The organism is Streptomyces marianii (assembly GCF_005795905.1).
Classification (GTDB): Bacteria; Actinomycetota; Actinomycetes; order Streptomycetales; family Streptomycetaceae; genus Streptomyces; species Streptomyces marianii.
The window spans coordinates 3036536-3056579 of record NZ_VAWE01000001.1; the positions used below are offsets into that span (position 1 = coordinate 3036536).

The window sequence follows — 20044 nt, forward strand, 5'->3', positions numbered from 1 at the left end:
GCACAGGTGACCTCGCGGGCGCAATCGTGCCCCTGGCACTGGCACTCCCTCTTGCTAGGTCACGGGAGGCACGGGCCCGGTGGGCGCTCCCTTGCGGGAGTGCCGCGTGGTGCTCGGGCGGCATACGGCGGCGTCTGTGGAGTTGTGTGCTGCCGCACCCCTGAGGGTGCAGCTGTGCCGTATGCGGGGCCTGACGGAACCCAGACTCTGCCGGAAGCCGATGCCGCAAGGCAATTCACGGCTGCGTGTGAAAGCTCACACCTCGTTTGTCCCAGGAGTTTCCTGGAAAGGGCGGCACGACACGACGCCGCCCGGCTAAGCTCCTTCGCTTCGCCGGGCGGCATCAACTCCCAAGCCGGACAGGTCCTATCAGATCGGTCCGTCCTCCAGCATTTCGGTCACCAGCGCGGCGATCTGCGAGCGCTCGGACCGGGTGAGCGTGACGTGCGCGAAGAGCGGATGCCCCTTCAGCTTCTCCACGACGGCGACGACCCCGTCGTACCGCCCGACACGCAGATTGTCCCGTTGTGCCACGTCATGAGTCAGAACGACCCGCGAGTTGGCCCCGATACGGGACAGAACGGTCAGGAGGACGTTCCGCTCCAGGGACTGGGCCTCGTCGACGATGACGAACGCGTCGTGCAGCGAGCGCCCGCGGATGTGGGTCAGCGGCAGCACCTCGAGCATGCCCCGGCCCAGGACCTCCTCGATGACCTCGCGACCCGCCACCGCGGAGAGCGTGTCGAAGACCGCCTGCGCCCAGGGGCTCATCTTCTCGGCCTCGGTACCCGGGAGATAGCCCAGTTCCTGCCCGCCGACCGCGTACAGCGGCCGGAAGACCATCACCTTCTGGTGCTGCCTGCGCTCCAGGACGGCCTCCAGACCGGCACAGAGCGCGAGCGCGGACTTGCCGGTGCCCGCCCGGCCGCCCAGGGAGACGATGCCGACGTCCGGGTCGAGCAGCAGATCGAGGGCGATGCGCTGCTCGGCGCTGCGGCCGCGGATCCCGAAGGCCTCGCGGTCGCCGCGGACCAGCCGGACGTTTCCGTCGGAGGCGACCCTGCCGAGGGCCTTGCCCCGCTCCGACTGGAGGACGAGCCCGGTGTGGACGGGCAGATCGGGCGCCTCCGGAACGTACAGGCGCTCCTCCTCGAAGAGGATGTCCACCTGTTCCGCGGACAGTGCCAGTTCGGACATACCGGTCCAACCGGAATCCGTGACCGCGAGCTCCGCGCGGTACTCCTCGGCGAGGAGACCGACGGAGGACGCCTTGATGCGCAGCGGCAGGTCCTTGGACACGACGGTGACGTCGTACCCCTCCGCCTGGAGGTTCCGTGCCACCGCGAGGATCCGTGAGTCGTTGTCACCCAGCCGGTAGCCGGCGGGAAGCACCCCGGGGTCCGAGTGGTTGAGCTCGACGCGCAGCGTGCCGCCGAGGTCGCCCAACGGGAGAGGCGCGTCCAGGCGGCCGTACCGGACCCGGTAGTCGTCGAGCAGGCGCAGCGCCTGCCGGGCGAAGTAACCGAGCTCCGGGTGGTGCCTCTTGGCCTCCAACTCCGTCACGACGACGATCGGGAGCACGACCTCGTGCTCGTCGAAACGCGAGACGGCATTGGGGTCGGCCAGCAGGACGCTGGTGTCGAGAACGTAGGTGCGCCTGTCGGACATGCGGCGCTTTGTGCTGTTCACCACGGAAGGACGTACCCCCTCGGCTGAGATCGGGGTGCGACGGCGTCGCGTACTTGGGGTCTCCCCGCCGAACGGCAGGGGACAGGACCGGTCTCCGGCCACGATGCACGGGCCGGGCACCGGCCCCCCGTTCCTTCCGTGCTGGTCGCACGGTCGTCCTGGCGCAAAGGGCCTCCCGGGCGAGCGGCTCGGTGCCGCGCGCTGCAGAACGGCATCCGGAGCGGGTGTCCGGATGTCGACCTGTCAGGGATATTCCCTCGAACAAGCAAGGCCATGCCATGGCATATGACGACGCGTCGATGAACATGCGGTGACCACGCCCGGGACCGCACCCACGGACACGCGAACGCCACCCGATCGGCCCCTCGCTCCAGGACCGAACGTGCGACCGGTCGTCAAGATCCCGCCACCCCGCCCGCGGAACCCACCGCGGTGCGGGCCCGCACGTGCGCGAACGGGGACGCCACCCCGGACCCCGGCCGCGAAGGGGGGTGCACCACCGTCGGACGGCGGTGCGGCCGGGCGCGGACCGCTTTCGGACGGGCCCTGGCGGGGCGGCCCGCCCTCAGGCTCCGTAGCGGCGGTGGCGTGCCGCGTAGTCGCGGAGGGCGCGGAGGAAGTCGACCTTGCGGAAGGCCGGCCAGAAGACCTCGCAGAAGTAGTACTCGGAGTGGGCGCTCTGCCAGAGCATGAAACCCGACAGGCGCTGCTCGCCACTCGTGCGGATCACCAGGTCGGGGTCGGGCTGTCCGCGTGTGTAGAGGTGGGACGCGATCATGTCGGTGTCGACGATCTCCGCGAGCTCCTCGAAAGTCGTCCCCTTGGCCGCGTGCTCGTTCAGCAGGGAGCGCACCGCGTCCGCGATCTCCTGGCGGCCGCCGTAGCCGACCGCTACGTTGACCAGTATCCCGTCGACACCGACCGTCGACTGCTCCGCCTCCTTGAGGACGGACTGGGTCCTGGCGGGAAGCAGGTCCATGGTCCCCACGTGGTGCACCCGCCACCGGCCGTCGGCGGCCAGATTGTGCACGGTGTTCTCGATGATGCCGAGCAGCGGGCGCAGCTCCTCCTCCGGACGGTCGAAGTTGTCCGTGGACAGCATCCAGAGCGTGACGACCTCGACGTCGGTCTCGGCGCACCAGCCCAGCAGCTCGGAGATCTTGTCGGCCCCGGCCTGGTGTCCCTCCGCGGCCGTGCCGCCCGACGCCTTCGCCCAGCGGCGGTTGCCGTCGAGGATGACGCCGATGTGCTTGGGCACCTGGGCGTGGTCGAGGCGGCCTTCCACCCGGCGTGCGTAGAGCCCGTACACCAGGTCGCGCAGGTTCACAGTCCTAAACCCCTCCGTGCTGTGGCTGACCCCCGACGCCCGTCACACTACTGCGGAGCGGCCGAACCCACCCAACCCGGTCTGTCACAAGTCCGTGATAGGGAGGGAAGCGTGAACGACTCCCCCTATTACCGTGCAGCCGAGAGCCGCTACGACTCGATGGAGTACCGCCGCACCGGCCGCAGCGGGCTCAAGCTCCCCGCGATCTCCCTCGGCCTCTGGCACAACTTCGGCGACGACCGCACGCTCGCCTCGCAGCGGGCGATTCTGCGCCGCGCCTTCGACCTCGGCGTGACGCACTTCGACCTGGCGAACAACTACGGGCCTCCCCCCGGGTCCGCCGAGCTGAACTTCGGCAAGCTGTTCGCCCGGGACTTCGCCCCGTACCGGGACGAACTCATCGTTTCCACCAAGGCCGGCTATCTGATGCACCCCGGCCCCTACGGCGAATGGGGCTCCCGCAAGTACCTGATGTCCTCGCTGGACGCCTCCCTGAAGAGGATGGGTCTGGACTACGTCGACATCTTCTACTCGCACCGCTTCGACCCGCACACCCCGCTGGAGGAGACGATGGGCGCGCTGGCGTCCGCCGTCCAGCAGGGCAAGGCGCTCTACGCGGGCGTGTCCTCTTACAACGCCGAGCAGACCGCCGAGGCGACCGGGCTGCTGAAGGAGATGGGCGTCCCGGCCCTCATCCACCAGCCGTCCTACTCGATGATCAACCGCTGGATCGAGGACGACGGGCTCCTCGACACGCTCGAGGCGGCCGGCATGGGCTGCATCTCCTTCGCGCCGCTCGCCCAGGGGCTGCTCACCGGCAAGTACCTCACCGGCATCCCGGAGGGCTCGCGGGCGACGCAGGGCAAGTCCCTCGACCCGCACCTGCTCTCCGACGACGTGCTGCGCCGGCTGCGGGGCCTGAACGAGATCGCCCAGCGGCGCGGCCAGTCCCTGGCCCAGCTGGCGCTCAGCTGGGTGCTGCGCGACGACCGGATGACGTCGGCTCTGATCGGCGCGAGCAGCGTCAGGCAGCTGGAGGAGAACGTGGCCGCGCTGCAGGCCGCACCGCTCACCGGCGAGGAGTTGAAGGAGATCGACGTCTTCGCGGTGGACACCGCCGGGACGAACATCTGGGCCGGTCGCAGCTGACCCGGCGCCGCCGGTCACCGCGGCCAGAAGAAAACGGGCCGGTCCGTGGGGGGATACGGACCGGCCCGAGGGGGGGTTTCCACCATAACCCTTCGTGAGGGCAGACGCGTGCCGCGGCATGCCGCCACTACTCTCCGAACTCACATGACTGCGGTGCGGAAGGGGAAAGGGCCTGGGCAGGGGCCTTGTCAGGCCGCCGCGCCCGGCCCCGCCCGTACTCCCCACGGGGGACCCGGGGCGTGGGGCGCCCGGTTGACGCGGCCGGGAGAGGACCGGGTGCTCGGGCGGCGAACCCGGCAAGGGGGGCGGCGAGCGGACGGCGTCCCGGCGGTGGGCGGCGCCCGGCAGTGGATCCTGGCCCTGCAGCGGACGGCGATGGACGCGCCAGGCGGTGGACGGCGCCAGGCGGTGGATCCTCGCCGCCGGCCTCACCGCGTGCGCCTCAGCAGCGTGATGCCGTCGCGCGCCGCGACGCGCTCGTAGCCGTACGCCCGTTGCGCCGCGTCGAGTTCGGCCTGCTGCTGCTCCGGCGGATACGGCCAGTGGCCCGTCTTGTACGGCCACGCCTCCGGGGCCTTGCCGTCGTGGATGATCCATTCCGCGGTGGGCCTGGGCAGCCGCTTCCGGTCGTACTCGTACAGATGCCCTTCGACGGGCCAGGTCGGGAAGAGCACGACGTCGCACCGGGAGGTGAGCTGGGGGACGAGCCGGTTGGAGGCGGCCACCGTCGCCCCGTCCGGGATCCGCTGGAGGAGCGCGCGGGCGGCCTCGACGTGCGGGGTCGTGCGCCAGGTGGCCCGCTGCGCCAGCTGGGCCAGCGGGAAGGACGGCAGCATGACCACGGTCACGGCCAGGACCGTGGCCAGGGAGGCACGGACATGGCGCGCCGCGAGCGGATCACCGGACTGCCGGCAGCGGCCGAGGACGTCGATGAGCCCGGCGAAGACGACCGGCATCAGGACGGCGCTGTAGTGGAAGGCGGTCCCCCAGTGGAAGGCGTTCTCCGACAGCATCCGCCAGGCGAGTGTCGGCGCGGCGATCAGCGACAGCGGTGACCTCAGGGCGAGCAGGGCGCTCGGGGCGAAGACGAGTACGAGCGTCATGGCCTTCACGTCCGGGCGGAGCGCGTCGAGCGGCGCGAAGGCCATCGTGGCGAGGAGCGAGCCGTGCCCGTCGGTGAGGTTGCCCCCGTGCGCGTACCCGCCGCCGGGGTTGAAGGCGGGCAGCAGCAGCTTGATCTCGATCGCGCTGCCGACGAGCCCGGCCGCGGCCGTCGCGATCCCCAACTTCCGGGGCCCCCTCCACGCCACGTACGCGCCGACCGCCGCGAGGGTCAGCCCCAGGTCTTCCTTGATCAGCAGCAGGGGGGCGGCCCAGGCGACGGCCCGCCCCCAGCGTCGCCGGCCGAGCGCCTCGAGGGCGAAGGCAAGGAACGGTACGGCGAGGGCCACTTCGTGGAAGTCGAAGGCGGCCGCCGAGGCGATGCCCCAGCTCGCGCCGTAACCGAAGGCGACGATGTGCGCGGCGCGGCGGCCGAGCGTCCGGACCGCCCAGCGGGCGAGCGGCACGACGGCCACGGCGAGGAGGACGGACTGGGCCAGGAGCAGACACAACGGGGACGGCCAGAGCCCGTAGAGCGGGGCGAGCACGGCGACCAGCGGGTGGAAGTGGTCGCCGAGCAGATTGAAGCCGTCGCCGCGCAACGGGACGACGGGGGCCTGGAGTTGGGCGTAGGCGCGTACGGCCTGCTCGAAGATGCCGAGGTCGTACCCCGTGGTGCGCAGGAGTTGGTGACGGCGCACGGCGACGGTCGCGTAGAGCAGGGACAGGACCGCCGCCCAGCCCCAGGGGAGGAGGGCGACGGCGGGACCTTCCGCCGGTCGGGCGTCCGCGGAAGCCGGAAGCGGCTTCTGCGTATGCAAGACCGTTAGATTGTCAAAGAATGTCCGCATACGTCGGCATGCTAGAGGGCACCGTCCGCGGCTCCGTCCACATGACCTGGGATCTCCCCCTCGTGGCGGTCACCCACGGACCTCGTGACGGGCGGCGCCAACGTCGGGACCTCCCCCGGACGACGACGGCTGGTCTCCGGGCGTCCCGGCACGACGGACGTGCCCCCGCGCATGGCGCCCGAGCGGGGACCGGCCATCGCCCGGTGCCGTCCGCAGCGCGCCTCGCGACGCCGTGGCGGCCGCGTCGGGGGCCGCTCGGCCCCGTTGGCCGGGGCCGAACAGGCCGAGGCCGAACAGGCCGAGGCCGAACAGGCCGAGGCCGAACAGGCAGGGGCCGAACAGGCAGGGCTATACGGACAACGCCCCCAGCAGCAGCCCGATCAGGGTTCCCGAGATCATGAACGGCCCGAAGGGGATCGCCGTCCCTCGCCCCGCCCCACGGAGGAGCACGAGACCGAGCCCGTAGAAGGCGCCCAGCAGGAACCCCGCGAAGGCGCCGACGAACAGCACCTCCCACCCGTACCAGCCGAGCGCCACACCGAGCGACAGGGCCAGCTTCACATCGCCGAAGCCCATGCCGTTCGGATTGACGAGGAAGAGCACGAGGTACGCGGCACCGAGCACAAGTCCGCCGAGCAGCGCGGCCGGCCACGCCCCCCCGGCACCGGGGAGCAGTGCCGCACCACCCAGCAGTACGGCCGCCGCGGCGGCCAGCGGCAGCGTCAACCGGTCCGGGAGCCGGTGGACATTGCGGTCGACGAGGGCGAGCAGTACGGCGACGGGCGCGAGCAGCAGCCACACGGCCAGCTCCGGGCGCGGCCCGACGGCCGCGGCCAGCGCGGCGCAGGCGAGGGCGGTGGCCGCGGGCACGACGGGCGACAGCCGGTACGGGGCGGGCTCCCGGACGACGGCGACAGGCTCTCCCGCGCCGCCTCGCTCGGCCATGGCCGGCCGATCCGCTGCCCTCCGCTCGCCCGGCACTTCGAGCGCGCCGGTCCCGGGCGCCGCCCCTGCGGCGACGGGCGCGGGGGGTACGGGCGGCACGGGCACGGGCGGCACCGCGCAGCCGGCACAGCGCGCGGTCCCCAGCCAGCCCTGCGCGGGCCCGGTGATCGGATGGCCGGCGGGACAGGCGTCCCGCCACGCCTCCTCCGGCTCGACGGACATCCGGTAGGCGGGGCGCGGCACGAGGACCCCGGCCGCGGCCCCCCACAGGGCGGCGGCGGCGATCAGCGTGACGTACGCGTACTCCACGGTCCGACCCTAGGGCCGCGAGGTACCGGGGTCATGGGCCCACGGACCCACTCTCCGGCATCCGGGGCCCACGGCCGCCCGACTCCCGCTACGGTCTGGGCACATGGGCGGATGGCAGGACGGCAAGGGCACGCTGACGGTCCCCGGCCGGGAGGAACCGGTCGAGCTGCTGGTCGCCGCGTCGTACGGGGCGCGGTACCGGGGCCTGCTGGGCCGTGACGGCCTGGACGGCGCGCTCATGCTGACGCCGTGCACGAGTGTGCACACCTTCCGGATGCGCTTCGCCATCGACGTGGCGTACCTCGACAGGGAGCTGCGCGTCCTCGACGTCCACACGATGCGCCCGGGGCGGCTCGGGCTGCCGAGGCTGCGCAGCCGCCATGTCCTGGAGGCCGAGGCGGGGGCGATGGCGCAGTGGGGTGTGCGGCCGGGGATCCGGCTCGCGATCGGCGGGCCGAGGCACGGAGCACCCTGACCCCGGGGCGTCACTCCGGGCCCTGAGCCCGGGCTCAGGGCGGTCCCGAACCGAGCAGCGTGAACGCCCCGTACGCCCCCGAGGCGACGGCGAGCAGCGCCACCACCAGCGCGGCCGTCGTCCGGCGGGCCGGACGCGCGAGGGCGACCGCCGCGGGCAGCAACAACGGGAAGGCGGGCATGATCAGCCGTGGGCGGGAGCCGAAGTACGCGGCGCCGATCAGTGAGATGACGACGATCCCCGCTCCGTACACCAGCAGCGGCAGCGGCTGGCGCTGCTTCACGCACAGCCACACCACCCAGAAGAGCAGCCCGATCGCGGTGACGAGGCCGATGCCGGCGAACGGGACGGGGCCGGTCAGCTGCGCGCCGACGAAGCGGGCGAGTGCCACCCCGCCGTCGATGTTGTTGCCCCAGGCGGCCTGGACCTCGAAGTAGGCCGTGGGGCTGCCCTGGCGCACGGCCACGAAGACGACGTACCCCAGCCATCCGAGCGGTGCGACGACCACGCCCACGACCGTCCGCCAGGTCAGGTCCCTTCTGAACAGCCGTACGAGCCCGGTGACCCCGAGGGCGGCGACGAGCGCGGCGGCCGAGGGCCGGGTGAGCCCGGCCAGCGCGCAGAGCGTCCCCGCCGTGATCCAGCGATCGGTCAGCACGGCGTACAGCGACCAGGCGGCCAGCGCGGTGAACAGCGTCTCGGTGTACGCCATCGACTGCACGAAAGCGGTCGGGTACACGCCCCACAGCACCGCCAGCAGCACCCCGGCCCGCCGCCCCGCCACATGCGCGCCGACGGCGTAGACGCCCCAGGCGGCGGCGAACGCCGCGATCCAGCCGATCACCAGTCCCGCCGTGGCGGCGCCGACCGGCAGCACCTCGGAGGCCGCCCGCTCCAGTGCGGGCAGCAGCGGGAAGAAGGCCAGATCGGAGTGGACGCTGCCGTCGGGCAGCGTCACCTCGTACCCGTATCCGTTCTCCGCGATCCGGACGTACCAGACGGAGTCCCAGCGCCCGTTCAACCGGTGGAGGGCGTCCTTGCCCTGCACCGCGGCGGCCACCGCGAGGATCACCGTCCCCAGCGCCCGGACGGCCGCGTAGCCCAGGAGTGCGGGGGCGGCGCCGCGGAGCCCGGGCGGGACGGGCGCTCTGCGCGGACGGGTGCCCCGCGGCTCGGACTCGGGCTGGTCAGACATGCGTCCGATTATCGCCGCGGGGCGGGGCGATGCGGACGTTGAGGCCGTTCTCCGCGAACGTCTGGGCCGGGGTGCCTGGCGGGGCGTCACCGCTTCTGGGCTTCTGGTAACCCGTCAAAGATCTTGTGCCAGTCCCTCTGCTGCTCGATTTCGTAGCGGGCCACCGTCGGCGGGGTCGCGCCGTCCTCCTTGGCCCAGCCTGCGAGCCGCTTGGCCTGGGCGGGCGTCGTCGAGTTCGTCCAGCGCGGCGGCCAGTTCCTCCTTGCTGTACTCGCCCTTGCTGTACTCGCCCTTGCTGTAGTCCGGGTCGTCGTTTCAGTCCTCGTCCGGGTCCGGAGTGGCAACGGAGCTGACGGTGCCGAGCATGATGTGCGGTGCATCCTCATCACACTGGCGACGCTGATCGCCCCCACCGAGGCCCGTCGGGTGTGTCCAGGGGGTCCCAAACGTGCAGTTCACCGTAGTGGCCGAGTTCGATGATCTGGCGATGAGCGGAATGATCGGCTCTTCTCCTCGGCGAGCGAGGCGAGGGACGCTCTGGACTCCTCCTGCGCGGCGTCCCACTCGGATCCGGGTACGTCGAAGTGGGACCGGCTCTGCCACAGCGGAACAAGCCGGAAGCCCGCGCCATGGCCACCTGTCCAACCGGTGTCGTCGTCCGCCTCCCGATGCGTCGGCCCATCCACCGGCACCGGTCCGGTGAGCAGGTCGTCGACGGCACTGACCGCCCCCCGCAGGCTGAACGCCTCGTCCGTCGGCCTCACCACTTGGACCTGTCCAAGGGCTCGGGGAGTGGCTCCAGTGCGCCGGCTGCACGCAGTTGCCGGTTGGCGTCGAGGATCGTCTCGATGTCGGGCTCCTCAGCTCCGCCCCGAGTGAGATCGATGATCAGCCCGCCGTGTGCCGTGCGTGCACAAGTACCGGGAAATCCCTCCGGAGCCAGGCCCGCGCGTTTCGCTGACAAGTACACCGATCGGCCGCAGCGGGGGGCTGAATTATCGAGACCGAACTCGTCTCGCACCGCATCGTACTGGGCACGGCCGTAGGCCTGTCCCGTGTCGATGTCCCAGGCGTCGGCGAGAATTCGCAGCACATCCGAGGAGCGACCCACAGCCGGCACGGATTCATCCAGCTTGCGCGACCGGAACGACACTGCAACGGAATTCGTCACCCACTCCGAAGTACCACCTGCATGAATCGAGAATGTCACACGAGGCATCCCGGGATTGGCTGTCAGCAGGGATGCCGTGTAGCCAATACGGTCCACGTCGGACTCCGGGTTCTCCCTCTTCAGGTACTCGGAGAGCGCAGCCACCGACAGCGGCATACGCGGCGCAGTGGAAATATCATCGACTGCCTCGAGCCAGCCGGTGAAAGCCGCATCATTCAAATCACCCAAGGCCGACAGGCTTTCCACCCAGCGCTCAGCGATCCGAACAACGCTCTCCTGCCGCCTCCCCCATCCCCCGTTGACCACGACGTACAGCACCTTCGCTCTCCCTCTTCCCTCAGCTTGAGCCAACAACGTCATCCGCCGTGTGCTCAACCGTAACCTTGATACGCCTCTCCTCAAACATCGTCCGTGCGGCCTCAGCCACCTCCGGATCGGAAAAGTGCCATACAACCGGTTTCCCTCGGGCCGCGTCCACCTGCCGCTGCGCCTGCTTGGCCCAGCGGTTGGCGATGTCGAGCTTGAGCTCCCCCGCCTCGGCGTCGTAGTACTTCGGATTGCGGTAGCCGTACTTCGCCTCGAGATAGGTCCCCTTCACGGAGTCCCACCCGTCGAAATTTACGGGCTTGCCGTCGAGTTCGTCGAGGGGAACCTGGTACTCCTTGCCGCGGTTCACTCCGGAGATCTGCTCCTGGTAGCGCGCACCCATCTCGGATTCGTAGCTGAAAAGGGCGGGCTTGATGCGCTCCCATTTCCCGCCGCCGCCGTCCTTGGTGCCGGCACGCGGGTTCTTCAGGTTCTCGTACCACGGCGGCTTCGGCTGCTGCTGCGCCCGCTCCAGACCGGCCTTGCGCCTGGCCGCCTCGGCCGCCTTGCGTGCCTCCTCCGCCTGCTTGGCGGCGTCCTCGGCGGCCTGCTTCTTGTCCGGGTCGACCTCGTCGCACTTGCCCGCGAACAGCGCGACCGGTGCGGCGGTGCGCCCGCCCGCGACGACTCCGGTACCGCTGCCGGGAACACCCGGCCCGCCGCCGTACGGGATGCGCGTTCGCGCGCCCATCCCGATCGTGCAGCCGGTGAGCCCCGCGTCCCGGGCGGCGTCGTCGGCGTGCTGCTGCGCTTCCCTGGCGGCCTGCTCGGCGCCCTCGACATCGCCGGCCCTGGCCGCCTTGCGTGCCTTCGCCGCGGCCTCGGACGCCTTCTGCGCGAGCTCGCCGACCTTGCCGAGTTTCCCGAGCTTGCCCAGTTTCCCGAGCTTGCCGACGAGCTTCGCCTCGCCGTAGCCCGGGATGAAGAGGGAGCCGACGTTCCAGAAGACCGTGCCGATGGCCTGGCCCTCGTCGCCCCGGTTCCACATGTCGCGGACCTCGTCGCCGACGAACACGTCGTCGAGAACGGTCACTCCGGTGTTGACGGACGCCGAGCCCCAGTCCCAGAGGGCTCCCAGGTAGTCCCCCTCGGACCACTTGTCGCCCGCCCCCGCGCTGTCCTCGAGCCACTGGTCGCCGAGCTGGGATCCGTAGTCCTTGATGCCCTCCCAGGCCTTGCCGGGGTTGAGGATCGTCTCGAACGTGCCGGTGATGTCGCCCCAGAGGCCGTCCACGACGACGCCCTCGAAGAAGCCGCCGACCTGCTCGGCACCACAGGAGAGGAAGGCGCCGATCCCGGAGGTGCAGCTCTCGCCGGCGTCCTCACCGTCTCCGGCGTCCCCACCGTCGTCGACGTCGTCGAGGCCGTCGAGGCCCTCGTCCGGCACGCCCGGCTCGCCCGTCTCCTCGGTCTCGTCGTCCTCGTCGTAGACGGCTTCGTCGGCCGTCCCGGTCCCGCCGGTGCCGTCCTGGGGCCGACCGGTTCCGCCCGAACCGCCCGTACCGCTGGTGCCTCCGGTACCGCCCGTGGCACCCGCACCGCCGCCCGTGCCCGCGCTGTCGTCGCCGGTGCCAGTGCCGTCGCCGCTGCCGTCGCCGGCCTCGACGTCCGCCGGCCCGCCGTCGCCACCCCCGCACGCCGTGCCGGTGATCTCGCAGACCGCGGACCGGAGCCCTCCGGCGATCTGGCCGCCGACCCCGGTCGCGACCAGGCCGACGACGACGGCCGCGACGAGCACGATCAGTCCGACGTACTCGGTGGCCGTCTGGCCGCCGTCCCTGCGCCACTTGATGAGGCGGGCGAGCTTCGGGGGGCGCCGCTCGACCCGGCTCGTACCGGGCACGAGGAACCACTGGCGCGCCGACGGCCTGAACAGCAGGATGATCACGGCGACGGGGACGAGCAGTTGGGTCAGCCCCCGGCCGCTGCCGTCGACGAGTGCGCTCAACGCCCCGAAGAGCAGCCACGCCTGCACCGCGAGCAGCGCCCGCCGCACCCACTCACCACCGGTCCACACCCGCAGCGCGAGCAGGAATCCGGCCACGCCCGGAGCGGCGGCGTACACCAGAAGGCCGAGGAGCTCCCCGTCGACCCCGTCCACGGCCGCGGCCGTCACGAGCAGACCGAAAGCCCCCAGCAGCGTGAGCCCGAACAGCGCGTGCAGCAGTACGAGCACGGCCCGCACGGCCCGCGGCATGGGCTGCCGGCCGTCCCCCCGGACGGGCGGCAACGTCCCCGCACCCATCCCTCCGGAAGCGCCCGCAGGCCCAACTCCCGCTGTTCCCCCACCGGTTGCAGCCATACTTCGGAGGCTAGGGGCGCCGGAGGGAACGGTCATGGGCCCGTGGACCCAAAGTCCGCAAGCACGTCCGACTGGGCCCGGCACCCACCCGAAGCGGCGGACCGGTGCGTGGGCTCGGCCGACATGCGCGTCGTCGCGACCCTCGCCTCGACGGCGTCTCCGCGTCCGCCCCGCCATCCCCTGCCGGGTGTTCACCGTCGCGCAGCAGCCCGGCGGGACGCCCGCCCACGAGGTGAAGGTCCGCACCGAGCGGACCGTCACCGCGACGGCCGGCACCCTGGAGCGTTCCGGATCACCTCCGGCCACGGGCCGGAAGACGCGCGCGGGGCAGACACGGTGACCGCCGCCGCTGTCTCACCCGAACCCGTCCCGGACCCGCACCCCCCGCCTGCCCCGGGCACGGTGGAGATCCTGCGTGCCGTGGGTCAGACTTCCCGGCGCGGCCAGTCGAGCAGACGTGCTCCGATGACCGCCGTCTGCAGGGTGTAGCGGTGCACGGGATCGCCCGGATCCGCGCCGGTGAGCCTGTGGATGCGGTCGAGCCGGTACGTCAGCGCCCGCACGCTGAGGTTGAGCCGGCGGGCCGCCTCGGCCGCCACACAACCCGCGTCGAAGTACGCCGAGAGCGTGTCGAGCAACGGCAGGGCTCCGCCGCGGGCGTCCCTGAGCGGGCCGAGGACGCTGAGCACGAGGTCGGCCATGGCCTGCCGGTCACGGGTCAGCACCGGATACACCAGCAGGTCCGAGGCCAGCAGCACCGGATCGTCCAGGCCCATGCGATCGGCCAGGTCCAGGGCGTTCAGCGCCTCCTCGTAGGAGTGGACCACCCCGCCTGCGCCCGGGTGGGGGCGTCCGATGGCCACCCTGCCGCCGCCCGTCGCCCCGTACGCCTGCTTCGCGAAGTGGTTGAGCACATCGGACTGGTCGCCCGGTGCGATGCAGATCAACCGGCCGTCCTTCGTGGTCAGGAGGATGCGGCGGTCTCCGAAGCGGGCGACGAGCGAGGACTCGATCCGGCGGATGAGGGGATGGCCGTCGTCGTACGGCTCCGGCCCCTGGGCGACGGCCACCGCGTGGGCGTGGGAAAGCAGCAGTCCGAAGCGTACGGCCCGCTCGGCCAGCCGGCCGAGGTCGCTGCGCCCGTAGAGCAGGTCGTCTACGAACTCACGGCGGGCCGCCTCCTCCTGGCGAACCGCGAGACGCTGCGCCCTCTCGTGACCCTCGGCGAAGGCGTCCACGGCCTGCTCGACCGCGGCGAGAAGGTGGTCGGCCGCGGCCCCCGTGAGTCCCGGCCGTATCGCACGGGCGGCGGCGAGGTGGGCGTGCACCATGGTGCGCAGTCCGAGACCCACCTCCGCGGCCCGTTCCCCCTGGCCGCGGAGTGACGCCAGTTCGTCGCGAGTGAGCCTCCGGCCGGTGGCACAGGCACCCGTCAGCGCCTCGGCGTACCCCTCCAGATACGGCGTGGTCTCCTGCAGCGTCATGATCGATTCCCCTGCTTCCCGGAACGCCGACGACGGTTTTCTGCTGCCGGAGATCAGAGACGGCTGACGTCCGGCGAACGACGTCCGGCATCAAGGATACGTAAATATTGCCGATGGTCGGCAATGCGAAGGCGGCCACGAGACTGGGAGGATCGGATCGCGCGGGGGAGGGCGAGGAAGACCGAGACGCTGCCTGCCGGAACCGGGAAACGGGGAACGGGGGGAACGCCTGGTTCGGTTGCCGTGCCGCGGCTGACGGCCGTGGGCCGGCCGGCAGCGGGGGGCTCGGTCCTCCTCGCCCGTGCTGTCCCGTCCGGTCCTCGCCTGCCGCTGCTTCGCGGCTTCTGCCTCGCGGCGTCCGACGCAGGAAGTCCCGTGGGGAACGTCATGTACGACGCCCTCCACGGGACTTCGGGGCGCTGCGGGGGAATGCTGCGCGTCGGGACCCGGGCTCACCCCTGCGAGGTGCCACCCTCGCCGCGCGGGAAGGAGACCTCCACCCGGCGGTTCTTCTTGCGGCCTTCCTCACTGCTGTTGTCGGCGATCGGGTACTGCTCGCCGTAGCCACGGATCTCGTAACTGATCCCCGAGTTCGCCAACTGCCGCGAGAGCACGTTGTGCACGGCGTCCGCCCGCTGCTTGGACAGCACGTCACCGTGCGCGGCCGAGCCGAGGTTGTCGGTGAAGCCGAAGACGCGGACCTTCTTGGCCCCCTGCTTGCGGATCTCGGACGCGATCTCGGCGATACGGGCGTTGGCGGCGCCGGACAGCTTGGCGCTGTCCTTGCCGAAGAGCACCTCCGCCTGAAGCGCGAACTTCAGGTTGGAGCTGGTCTCCTCACGGCGCTCCTCACCACCCTCGGACTCGACGACGGAGACGATGTCGAGCACCCGGGCGGGCGCGAGGGTCGCACCGTCGCGGAGCTTCAGGCCCGGCGAGTTCCCGTCGACCTCGGGCGGCGGCGAGGTCGACTCGGTACCCGGCGGCGTGCCCGGGGCGGGGGTCTCGTCGGCCCAGGCACCGCCGGCGGCGGTGAACTGCATTCCGACGACGAGCACGGCCGAGAGAAGGGTTGATGCCGCGGCCCTGCGGGGGCGGGACGTGGTGGCGGTCATCAGGAGATCTCAATCGTGGCGGTGGGCATGGCCGGCACCTGGATATCGACCTGAGAGGCCGAGTCAGGCGGTGACGGGAACTGGGCGAAGAAGGCGACCGACGCAGCAGCTTCGACGTTGAAGATCCCAGTGGTCGTCAGCGGATAGCCCTCTGTGTCGCGCAGCACGTAGTAGCGCTTCTTCCCGACCTTGTCGATCAACGTGATCCCACCGAGCGACCGCCCCGTGCGACGCACCTGATTCTCCTGACCGTTCCACTCGATCGGAGCGACCGCCCGTTTTCCGCTGGTGTTCTTGATGGTTCCTGTCACGGTCAGGAAGCCGCCGTCCTCACGGGTTGCGGTGTGGACGACGATCTGAAAGCCGTTACTGCCGTTGATGGTTGCCAGAGTCTGACTGGTATCCGGCACGGTGTTGCCGCCGTCGTCCTGGGGCTTGCCGTTCCCCGTGGCGGCAGGCGCCGAACTGCTCCCCTCGTCCTTCGCCGACCCTCCGTCGTCCCCGCCACAGGCGGTGAGCGAAAGGGTCAGCGCTGTCGCGAGGAGAGCGGCGGTCGCCGCCCTGCGCGTGGTCACTCCGTGCCGGATACTCATGCCTGTCATTCCTTCTGCGTTCGTTTCGCGGTCAGTTCTCGGTCAGCCGGATGTCGAAGAGGTCCGGCCCGTCCGGCGGAGGGCCTTCGCCCACCAACCAGGGAACCGTCCCCTCGCACGTCAACGTCCCCAGCGGCTTGGGGACCGGCTTGTAGAGGCATCGGGACGTGAGTTCGGCCGTGGCCTCGGCCGTCGCCTTCTTCGTCTCGGTCCCCGGCAGGACGGTGTCCCCGACCGGCTTCTTCGTCTCGACCTCGACGGTGAAGGCCCAACCGCCGTTGAAAGCCGGGCTGCAGCCACCCGGCTTCACGACGGTGCCGTTCCGCTGTGCCATGGGGTAGGCCGCCTCGCAGCCCCGGAAGCTTCCGAACTGACCCAGATTGAAGATCGCCGTCAGTAGCGCCGGGTTGGGGTTGGCCAGCAGCTCCAGCTCGAACTGGTCCCGAGACTGCTTGGCCGCCGCAAGCGCGGCGGCGTCGGCGCCGGTCTGCGCGCCATTGCGGGTGGCGCCGGCCTGGCCGACCGCGAAGAACGCAAGCGCGAGAAAGAGCAGGCTCGCTACCACCACCACGTAGGCGGGGGCGACCTGCCCTTTCTCGCCAACATCGAGCTGCATCAGCCGCCGATAATCTCGTTGACCTTGTTCGACAGGCCGGAAGCGATGGACTCCGCCACGCCCGAGCCCACCAGCGCCGCGATGATCAGCGCGACCAGCACGATCACACCCACGTACTCGACGGCGCCCTGGCCCTTGTCGCCGCGGCGCTGGATCGCCTCGACGGTCGTCTTCGCCCAGCTGCCGACGTAGACGCGGGCGTTGGTCGTGGCCTTGAGAGTGATGTTCGACATGGTGTTCCCCTCCTGGTCCGGCCGGCCGCTTGCCGGCCGACTCGTACGAGTCCTCGGCGCCGCTCGCGCTTCCGGCTTCCTCCTGGCCGGTCTCGCTGGCGACATGAGAAACGTACGGGGGGAGAACGCGCCTCGGCATGGGCCTCAGGGCCCAGCCGCGGGCCCATTCCGCGGATTGGGCCCTCGAGCGTCCGGGCGCCCCGGTCGTGCCCGCGGTTCCGGTCACGCTGATCGTGCCCGTCGTCCCGGTGGTGTCAGCCATGGCTCGCCGGTCCCCCTCGGGCCAGACCGTGCCAGATGGCGATGGCCTCGCCCCGGCTGCCGGCGTTGAGCTTGGCGAAGATGCGGTTGATGTGGTTCTTGACGGTCTTCTGGCTGATGAAGCAGGTGGCGGCGATCTGCTGATTCGTCATGCCCGACGCGATCAGGTCCATCACTTCCACCTCCCGTTGGCTCAGCTCGGTCAGCAGACCCCCGGAACCTGGCCCCGGGGCGACCCCGGAGGGGGCCGATCCTGCAGAAGAATGTGCCACATTCGCTTGCGAAAGCGAAGAGGATGCATCGACTTGTTGCGAAGGGGACCAATGTGTAACCGAGCCCACCTGCTGATTTGTTGATGATGTGTAGACAGATGACTGACTCGTGTCGTGTGCGGTTGCAGAGGTAGAGATCCGATGCCCCGGGCCGCCGAACGCCGCACCCAGACCGTCCGGCAGAGGTGACGCCGGCGGCTCCGGAGGCGCGGTGGTGCCACGCACCGCCGCGAGCAGGGCGCTGGAGGCCGAGGTCGTGAACGAGGCCCTGCCCTCCTTGATGTCGCGGACCGCGGCGACGAGCTGGTCCGCCGTGAACTCGCCGTGGACCAGATAGCCGCCCGCGCCGCGGCGCAGGGCCTCGTGGACGATCTCGCTCTCACGGCTGTACGTCATCATCAGCACCGGCGCGAGGCGGACCAGGTGCGGAAGGGCGGAGATGCCGTCGACACCGGGCATGCGCACGTCGAGCAGCACGACGTCCGGCCGGTGCCGGACGGCCGCTTCGTAGGCCTGGCGTCCGTCGGCGGCCTCCGCGACGACATGGATGTCCTGGCGGCCTTGGAGCAGCACGGTCAGGCCGGCTCGTACGACCGGGTTGTCGTCGGCGACGACGACCCGGAGCGTCGGGGCGGAGGCGGCGGGGGCGGGCAGGTCCGGGTAGTCACCGGATGCCGCCTCCGCCGGTCCTTGGGGAGCGGGGAAGGCGGACGGTCCGGAGGAATGGTGGGAAGTGAGCGGTGCGGCATGCGAGGACGTGTGCTGTGACACGTGCGGTTGCTGTGTCCACTGCTGGCCCGATGTACGGGAGATGTCGTCCGGCATCGTTGCGGCCTCCTCTCGGAGTGGGGCGGTTGTCGGGGAGGGTCGGGTCCTCGGGACGGGGACGGGGACGGGGCGGGGACGGGGACGGGGCGGGGACGGGGGCGGACGGTCAGTCGGTCAGTCGGTCAGTCGGTCAGTCGGACGGTCGGACGGTCGGACGGTCGACGGAACGCGTACGCCCCTCAGTTCAGGAGCGGAGTCGCCCGCTGCTGTCTCGGGAGCGCGCCCAGTGGCGCCGGGGCGATGGCCGTCAGCGGAAGTTCGAGCCGTACCTCCGTCCCTCTGGCGTGGCGTCCGCGCCCGATGCGGATACGGGCCCCGATGGACGCGGCGCGCTCGACCATGCCCACGAGGCCGAAGTGGCCCGCTCGGCGGAGGTCGTCGAGTGTCGTGCCCGGCGGCAGTCCCCTGCCGTCGTCGTAGACGCTGATACGCAGGACGTCGCCCACCACACCGGCCGAGACGTCGAGGTACGTGGGCCGCCCGTGGCGGTGGGCGTTCTCCATGGCCTCCGAGGCGACGGTGAGCGCCTGGCGGGCGACGATCTGGGGCACGGCCGGTACGGACGCCAGGCCGAGCCTGCGGAAGCGGGCCTCTACGTCGTGCCTCCGGGCGAAGTCCGCGGTACGGGCGCTCAGTTCGGACAGCAGGTCGACACCGCCGTCGAGGCCTGACTGTCGCCGGAGGTCGGAGAGCAGTTCGCGGGACTCGGCGGCGGCCCGGCGTGCCGAGCGGGCGACGAGTTCCGCCTGGTGCTTGACGGTGAGCGGGTCCATGCGGTCCGCGGACCCGGCCAGGCCGTCCGCGGCCAGTGCCAGCCCGTGGAGCGTCTTGGCCACCGAGTCGTGCATCTCCCGGGCGAGGCGGGCGCGCTCCCCCTCCACCGCCTCGTTGACGGCGAGACGGGCGCGGGCCTCGGTGAGTGCCTGGGTGGCGGTGCCGAAGCCGAGCATGAGGTTGCGCAGGGTGCTGCCGACCGCGCCCGCGATGACGCACAGCCCGGGGAGCAGCAGATCGCCGAGCCCGGCCTTCACGTCCGGGTTGACGGCGAACGCGCCGCCGATGATGAGCGACTGGAGCACGGCGAAGACCGCCGCCCCGCGCCAGCCGTAGACAAGCCCGGCGAGCAGCGGGGTGCAGAGGGTGACGTACGCGAGGATCGACTCGGGTGAGGCGGTGGCCAGGAGCAGCGCACCGAACAGCGAGTCGACCGCGAGGAGCGCGGGATGCCGGAGCAGGAACGGCCCGAAGCGTTCCCAGTCCCGCAGGGGGATGTACGACACCATGAAGGTCACGATCACGGCCGAGCCGACGAGCCACGTTCCGAGACCCGGTCGGGTGTTGTCCAGGGCGAACGGCGTGGCCAGCGCGATCGTCGCCAGCCGGAAGCCGAAGACCTGACGGCAGAGGGCCTGGAGGGCGTTGACCTGGATGGGCAGCGACGGCACGTGCCGGGACGCCGCGGCGGCGGCCTGCGCCGGTAGTCCCCCGTCGAGGCTTCCGCCGATTCCGCCCCGGATCTCGTCGGCGGCGGCGCCGGGCGGGCCGTCGCCGGTCCCGCCGCGGGAGGCTCCGGTGCCGCCGCGGCCTCCTGGGACGGGGATCCTCAGGCCCATGTGGGTCACCTCCTGTTCCGGTCGCTCGCGCTGTCGTGTCGGTGGTGCTCTGCCGGTACGGTCTCGCCGTCGTGTCAGTGGTGCTCTGCCGGTCGCTCGCGCTGTCGTGTCGGTGGTGCTTCGCCGGTACGGTCTCGCCGTCGTGCTCG

The 20044-nt window shown here is 71.2% G+C and carries 18 protein-coding genes; 3 read left to right on the plus strand and 15 right to left on the minus strand.

What is annotated here, in order from left to right; all coding sequences use genetic code 11:
- Positions 1-369: 369 nt before the first annotated feature.
- Both FEF34_RS13520 and FEF34_RS13525 read right to left on the minus strand, forming a co-directional pair.
- On the minus strand, positions 370-1692 hold the full coding sequence (locus FEF34_RS13520; protein WP_171052943.1) for a PhoH family protein: 1323 nt from the start codon (positions 1690-1692) through the stop codon (positions 370-372).
- 562 nt (positions 1693-2254) lie between these two features.
- Positions 2255-3016 (minus strand): isoprenyl transferase, encoded by a 762-nt coding sequence (locus FEF34_RS13525; RefSeq protein ID WP_138053419.1) that lies wholly within the window; start codon positions 3014-3016, stop codon positions 2255-2257.
- 111 nt (positions 3017-3127) lie between these two features.
- On the opposite strand from FEF34_RS13525, the gene mgrA reads away from it, so the two are divergent.
- Entirely contained in the window at positions 3128-4165 is a 1038-nt protein-coding gene (gene mgrA, locus FEF34_RS13530) for an L-glyceraldehyde 3-phosphate reductase (protein WP_138053420.1), read from the plus strand.
- A gap of 428 nt (positions 4166-4593) precedes the next feature.
- Here the strand turns inward: mgrA and FEF34_RS13535 are convergent, their stop codons facing one another.
- Positions 4594-6117 (minus strand): DUF2079 domain-containing protein, encoded by a 1524-nt coding sequence (locus FEF34_RS13535; RefSeq protein ID WP_407698277.1) that lies wholly within the window; start codon positions 6115-6117, stop codon positions 4594-4596.
- A 348-nt stretch (positions 6118-6465) separates the two neighbouring features.
- The gene (locus tag FEF34_RS13540) at positions 6466-7371 is read right to left on the minus strand and encodes a prepilin peptidase (protein WP_138053421.1); all 906 of its coding nucleotides are present in this window, start codon (positions 7369-7371) and stop codon (positions 6466-6468) included.
- Positions 7372-7474: 103 nt separating this feature from the next.
- On the opposite strand from FEF34_RS13540, the gene FEF34_RS13545 reads away from it, so the two are divergent.
- On the plus strand, positions 7475-7846 hold the full coding sequence (locus FEF34_RS13545) for a DUF192 domain-containing protein (protein ID WP_138053422.1): 372 nt from the start codon (positions 7475-7477) through the stop codon (positions 7844-7846).
- A gap of 34 nt (positions 7847-7880) precedes the next feature.
- On the opposite strand, the gene FEF34_RS13550 is transcribed toward FEF34_RS13545, so the two are convergent.
- The 4 genes from FEF34_RS13550 to FEF34_RS13560 form a co-directional block, all read right to left on the minus strand.
- Positions 7881-9041, minus strand: a complete 1161-nt coding sequence (locus FEF34_RS13550; RefSeq protein ID WP_138053423.1) for a mannosyltransferase family protein — start codon at positions 9039-9041, stop codon at positions 7881-7883.
- Between the two features lie 455 nt (positions 9042-9496).
- Positions 9497-9805, minus strand: coding sequence for a hypothetical protein (locus FEF34_RS42825; RefSeq protein ID WP_234042386.1), 309 nt, complete (start codon positions 9803-9805; stop codon positions 9497-9499).
- Positions 9802-10530, minus strand: a complete 729-nt coding sequence (locus FEF34_RS13555) for an Imm52 family immunity protein (protein WP_138053424.1) — start codon at positions 10528-10530, stop codon at positions 9802-9804. The genes FEF34_RS42825 and FEF34_RS13555 overlap by 4 nt, the downstream gene beginning before the upstream one ends.
- Before the next feature lie 19 nt (positions 10531-10549).
- Positions 10550-12775 (minus strand): Tox-REase-5 domain-containing protein, encoded by a 2226-nt coding sequence (locus FEF34_RS13560; protein ID WP_138053425.1) that lies wholly within the window; start codon positions 12773-12775, stop codon positions 10550-10552.
- A 292-nt stretch (positions 12776-13067) separates the two neighbouring features.
- Here FEF34_RS13560 and FEF34_RS41230 point away from each other — a divergent pair, with 292 nt between their 5' ends.
- On the plus strand, positions 13068-13220 hold the full coding sequence (locus FEF34_RS41230; protein WP_171052944.1) for a hypothetical protein: 153 nt from the start codon (positions 13068-13070) through the stop codon (positions 13218-13220).
- Between the two features lie 85 nt (positions 13221-13305).
- On the opposite strand, the gene FEF34_RS13565 is transcribed toward FEF34_RS41230, so the two are convergent.
- The 7 genes from FEF34_RS13565 to FEF34_RS13595 all read right to left on the minus strand — a co-directional run bounded on the left by FEF34_RS13565 (position 13306) and on the right by FEF34_RS13595 (position 19895).
- The gene (locus tag FEF34_RS13565; protein WP_138053426.1) at positions 13306-14364 is read right to left on the minus strand and encodes a PucR family transcriptional regulator; all 1059 of its coding nucleotides are present in this window, start codon (positions 14362-14364) and stop codon (positions 13306-13308) included.
- Between the two features lie 452 nt (positions 14365-14816).
- Positions 14817-15479, minus strand: coding sequence for an OmpA family protein (locus FEF34_RS13570; protein WP_138053427.1), 663 nt, complete (start codon positions 15477-15479; stop codon positions 14817-14819).
- Positions 15479-16072: a hypothetical protein gene (locus FEF34_RS13575; RefSeq protein WP_138053428.1), complete on the minus strand. Its 594-nt coding sequence runs from the start codon at positions 16070-16072 to the stop codon at positions 15479-15481. Before FEF34_RS13575 ends, FEF34_RS13570 begins: the two co-directional genes overlap by 1 nt.
- 31 nt (positions 16073-16103) lie before the next feature.
- Positions 16104-16688, minus strand: coding sequence for a pilus assembly protein TadG-related protein (locus FEF34_RS13580; RefSeq protein WP_138053429.1), 585 nt, complete (start codon positions 16686-16688; stop codon positions 16104-16106).
- Positions 16688-16921, minus strand: a complete 234-nt coding sequence (locus FEF34_RS13585; RefSeq protein ID WP_138053430.1) for a hypothetical protein — start codon at positions 16919-16921, stop codon at positions 16688-16690. The genes FEF34_RS13580 and FEF34_RS13585 overlap by 1 nt, the downstream gene beginning before the upstream one ends.
- Before the next feature lie 254 nt (positions 16922-17175).
- The gene (locus FEF34_RS13590; RefSeq protein ID WP_138053431.1) at positions 17176-18279 is read right to left on the minus strand and encodes a response regulator transcription factor; all 1104 of its coding nucleotides are present in this window, start codon (positions 18277-18279) and stop codon (positions 17176-17178) included.
- 182 nt (positions 18280-18461) lie between these two features.
- Complete coding sequence (locus FEF34_RS13595) at positions 18462-19895, minus strand: sensor histidine kinase (protein ID WP_138053432.1); 1434 nt, start codon at positions 19893-19895, stop codon at positions 18462-18464.
- Between the last annotated feature and the right edge of the window lie 149 nt (positions 19896-20044).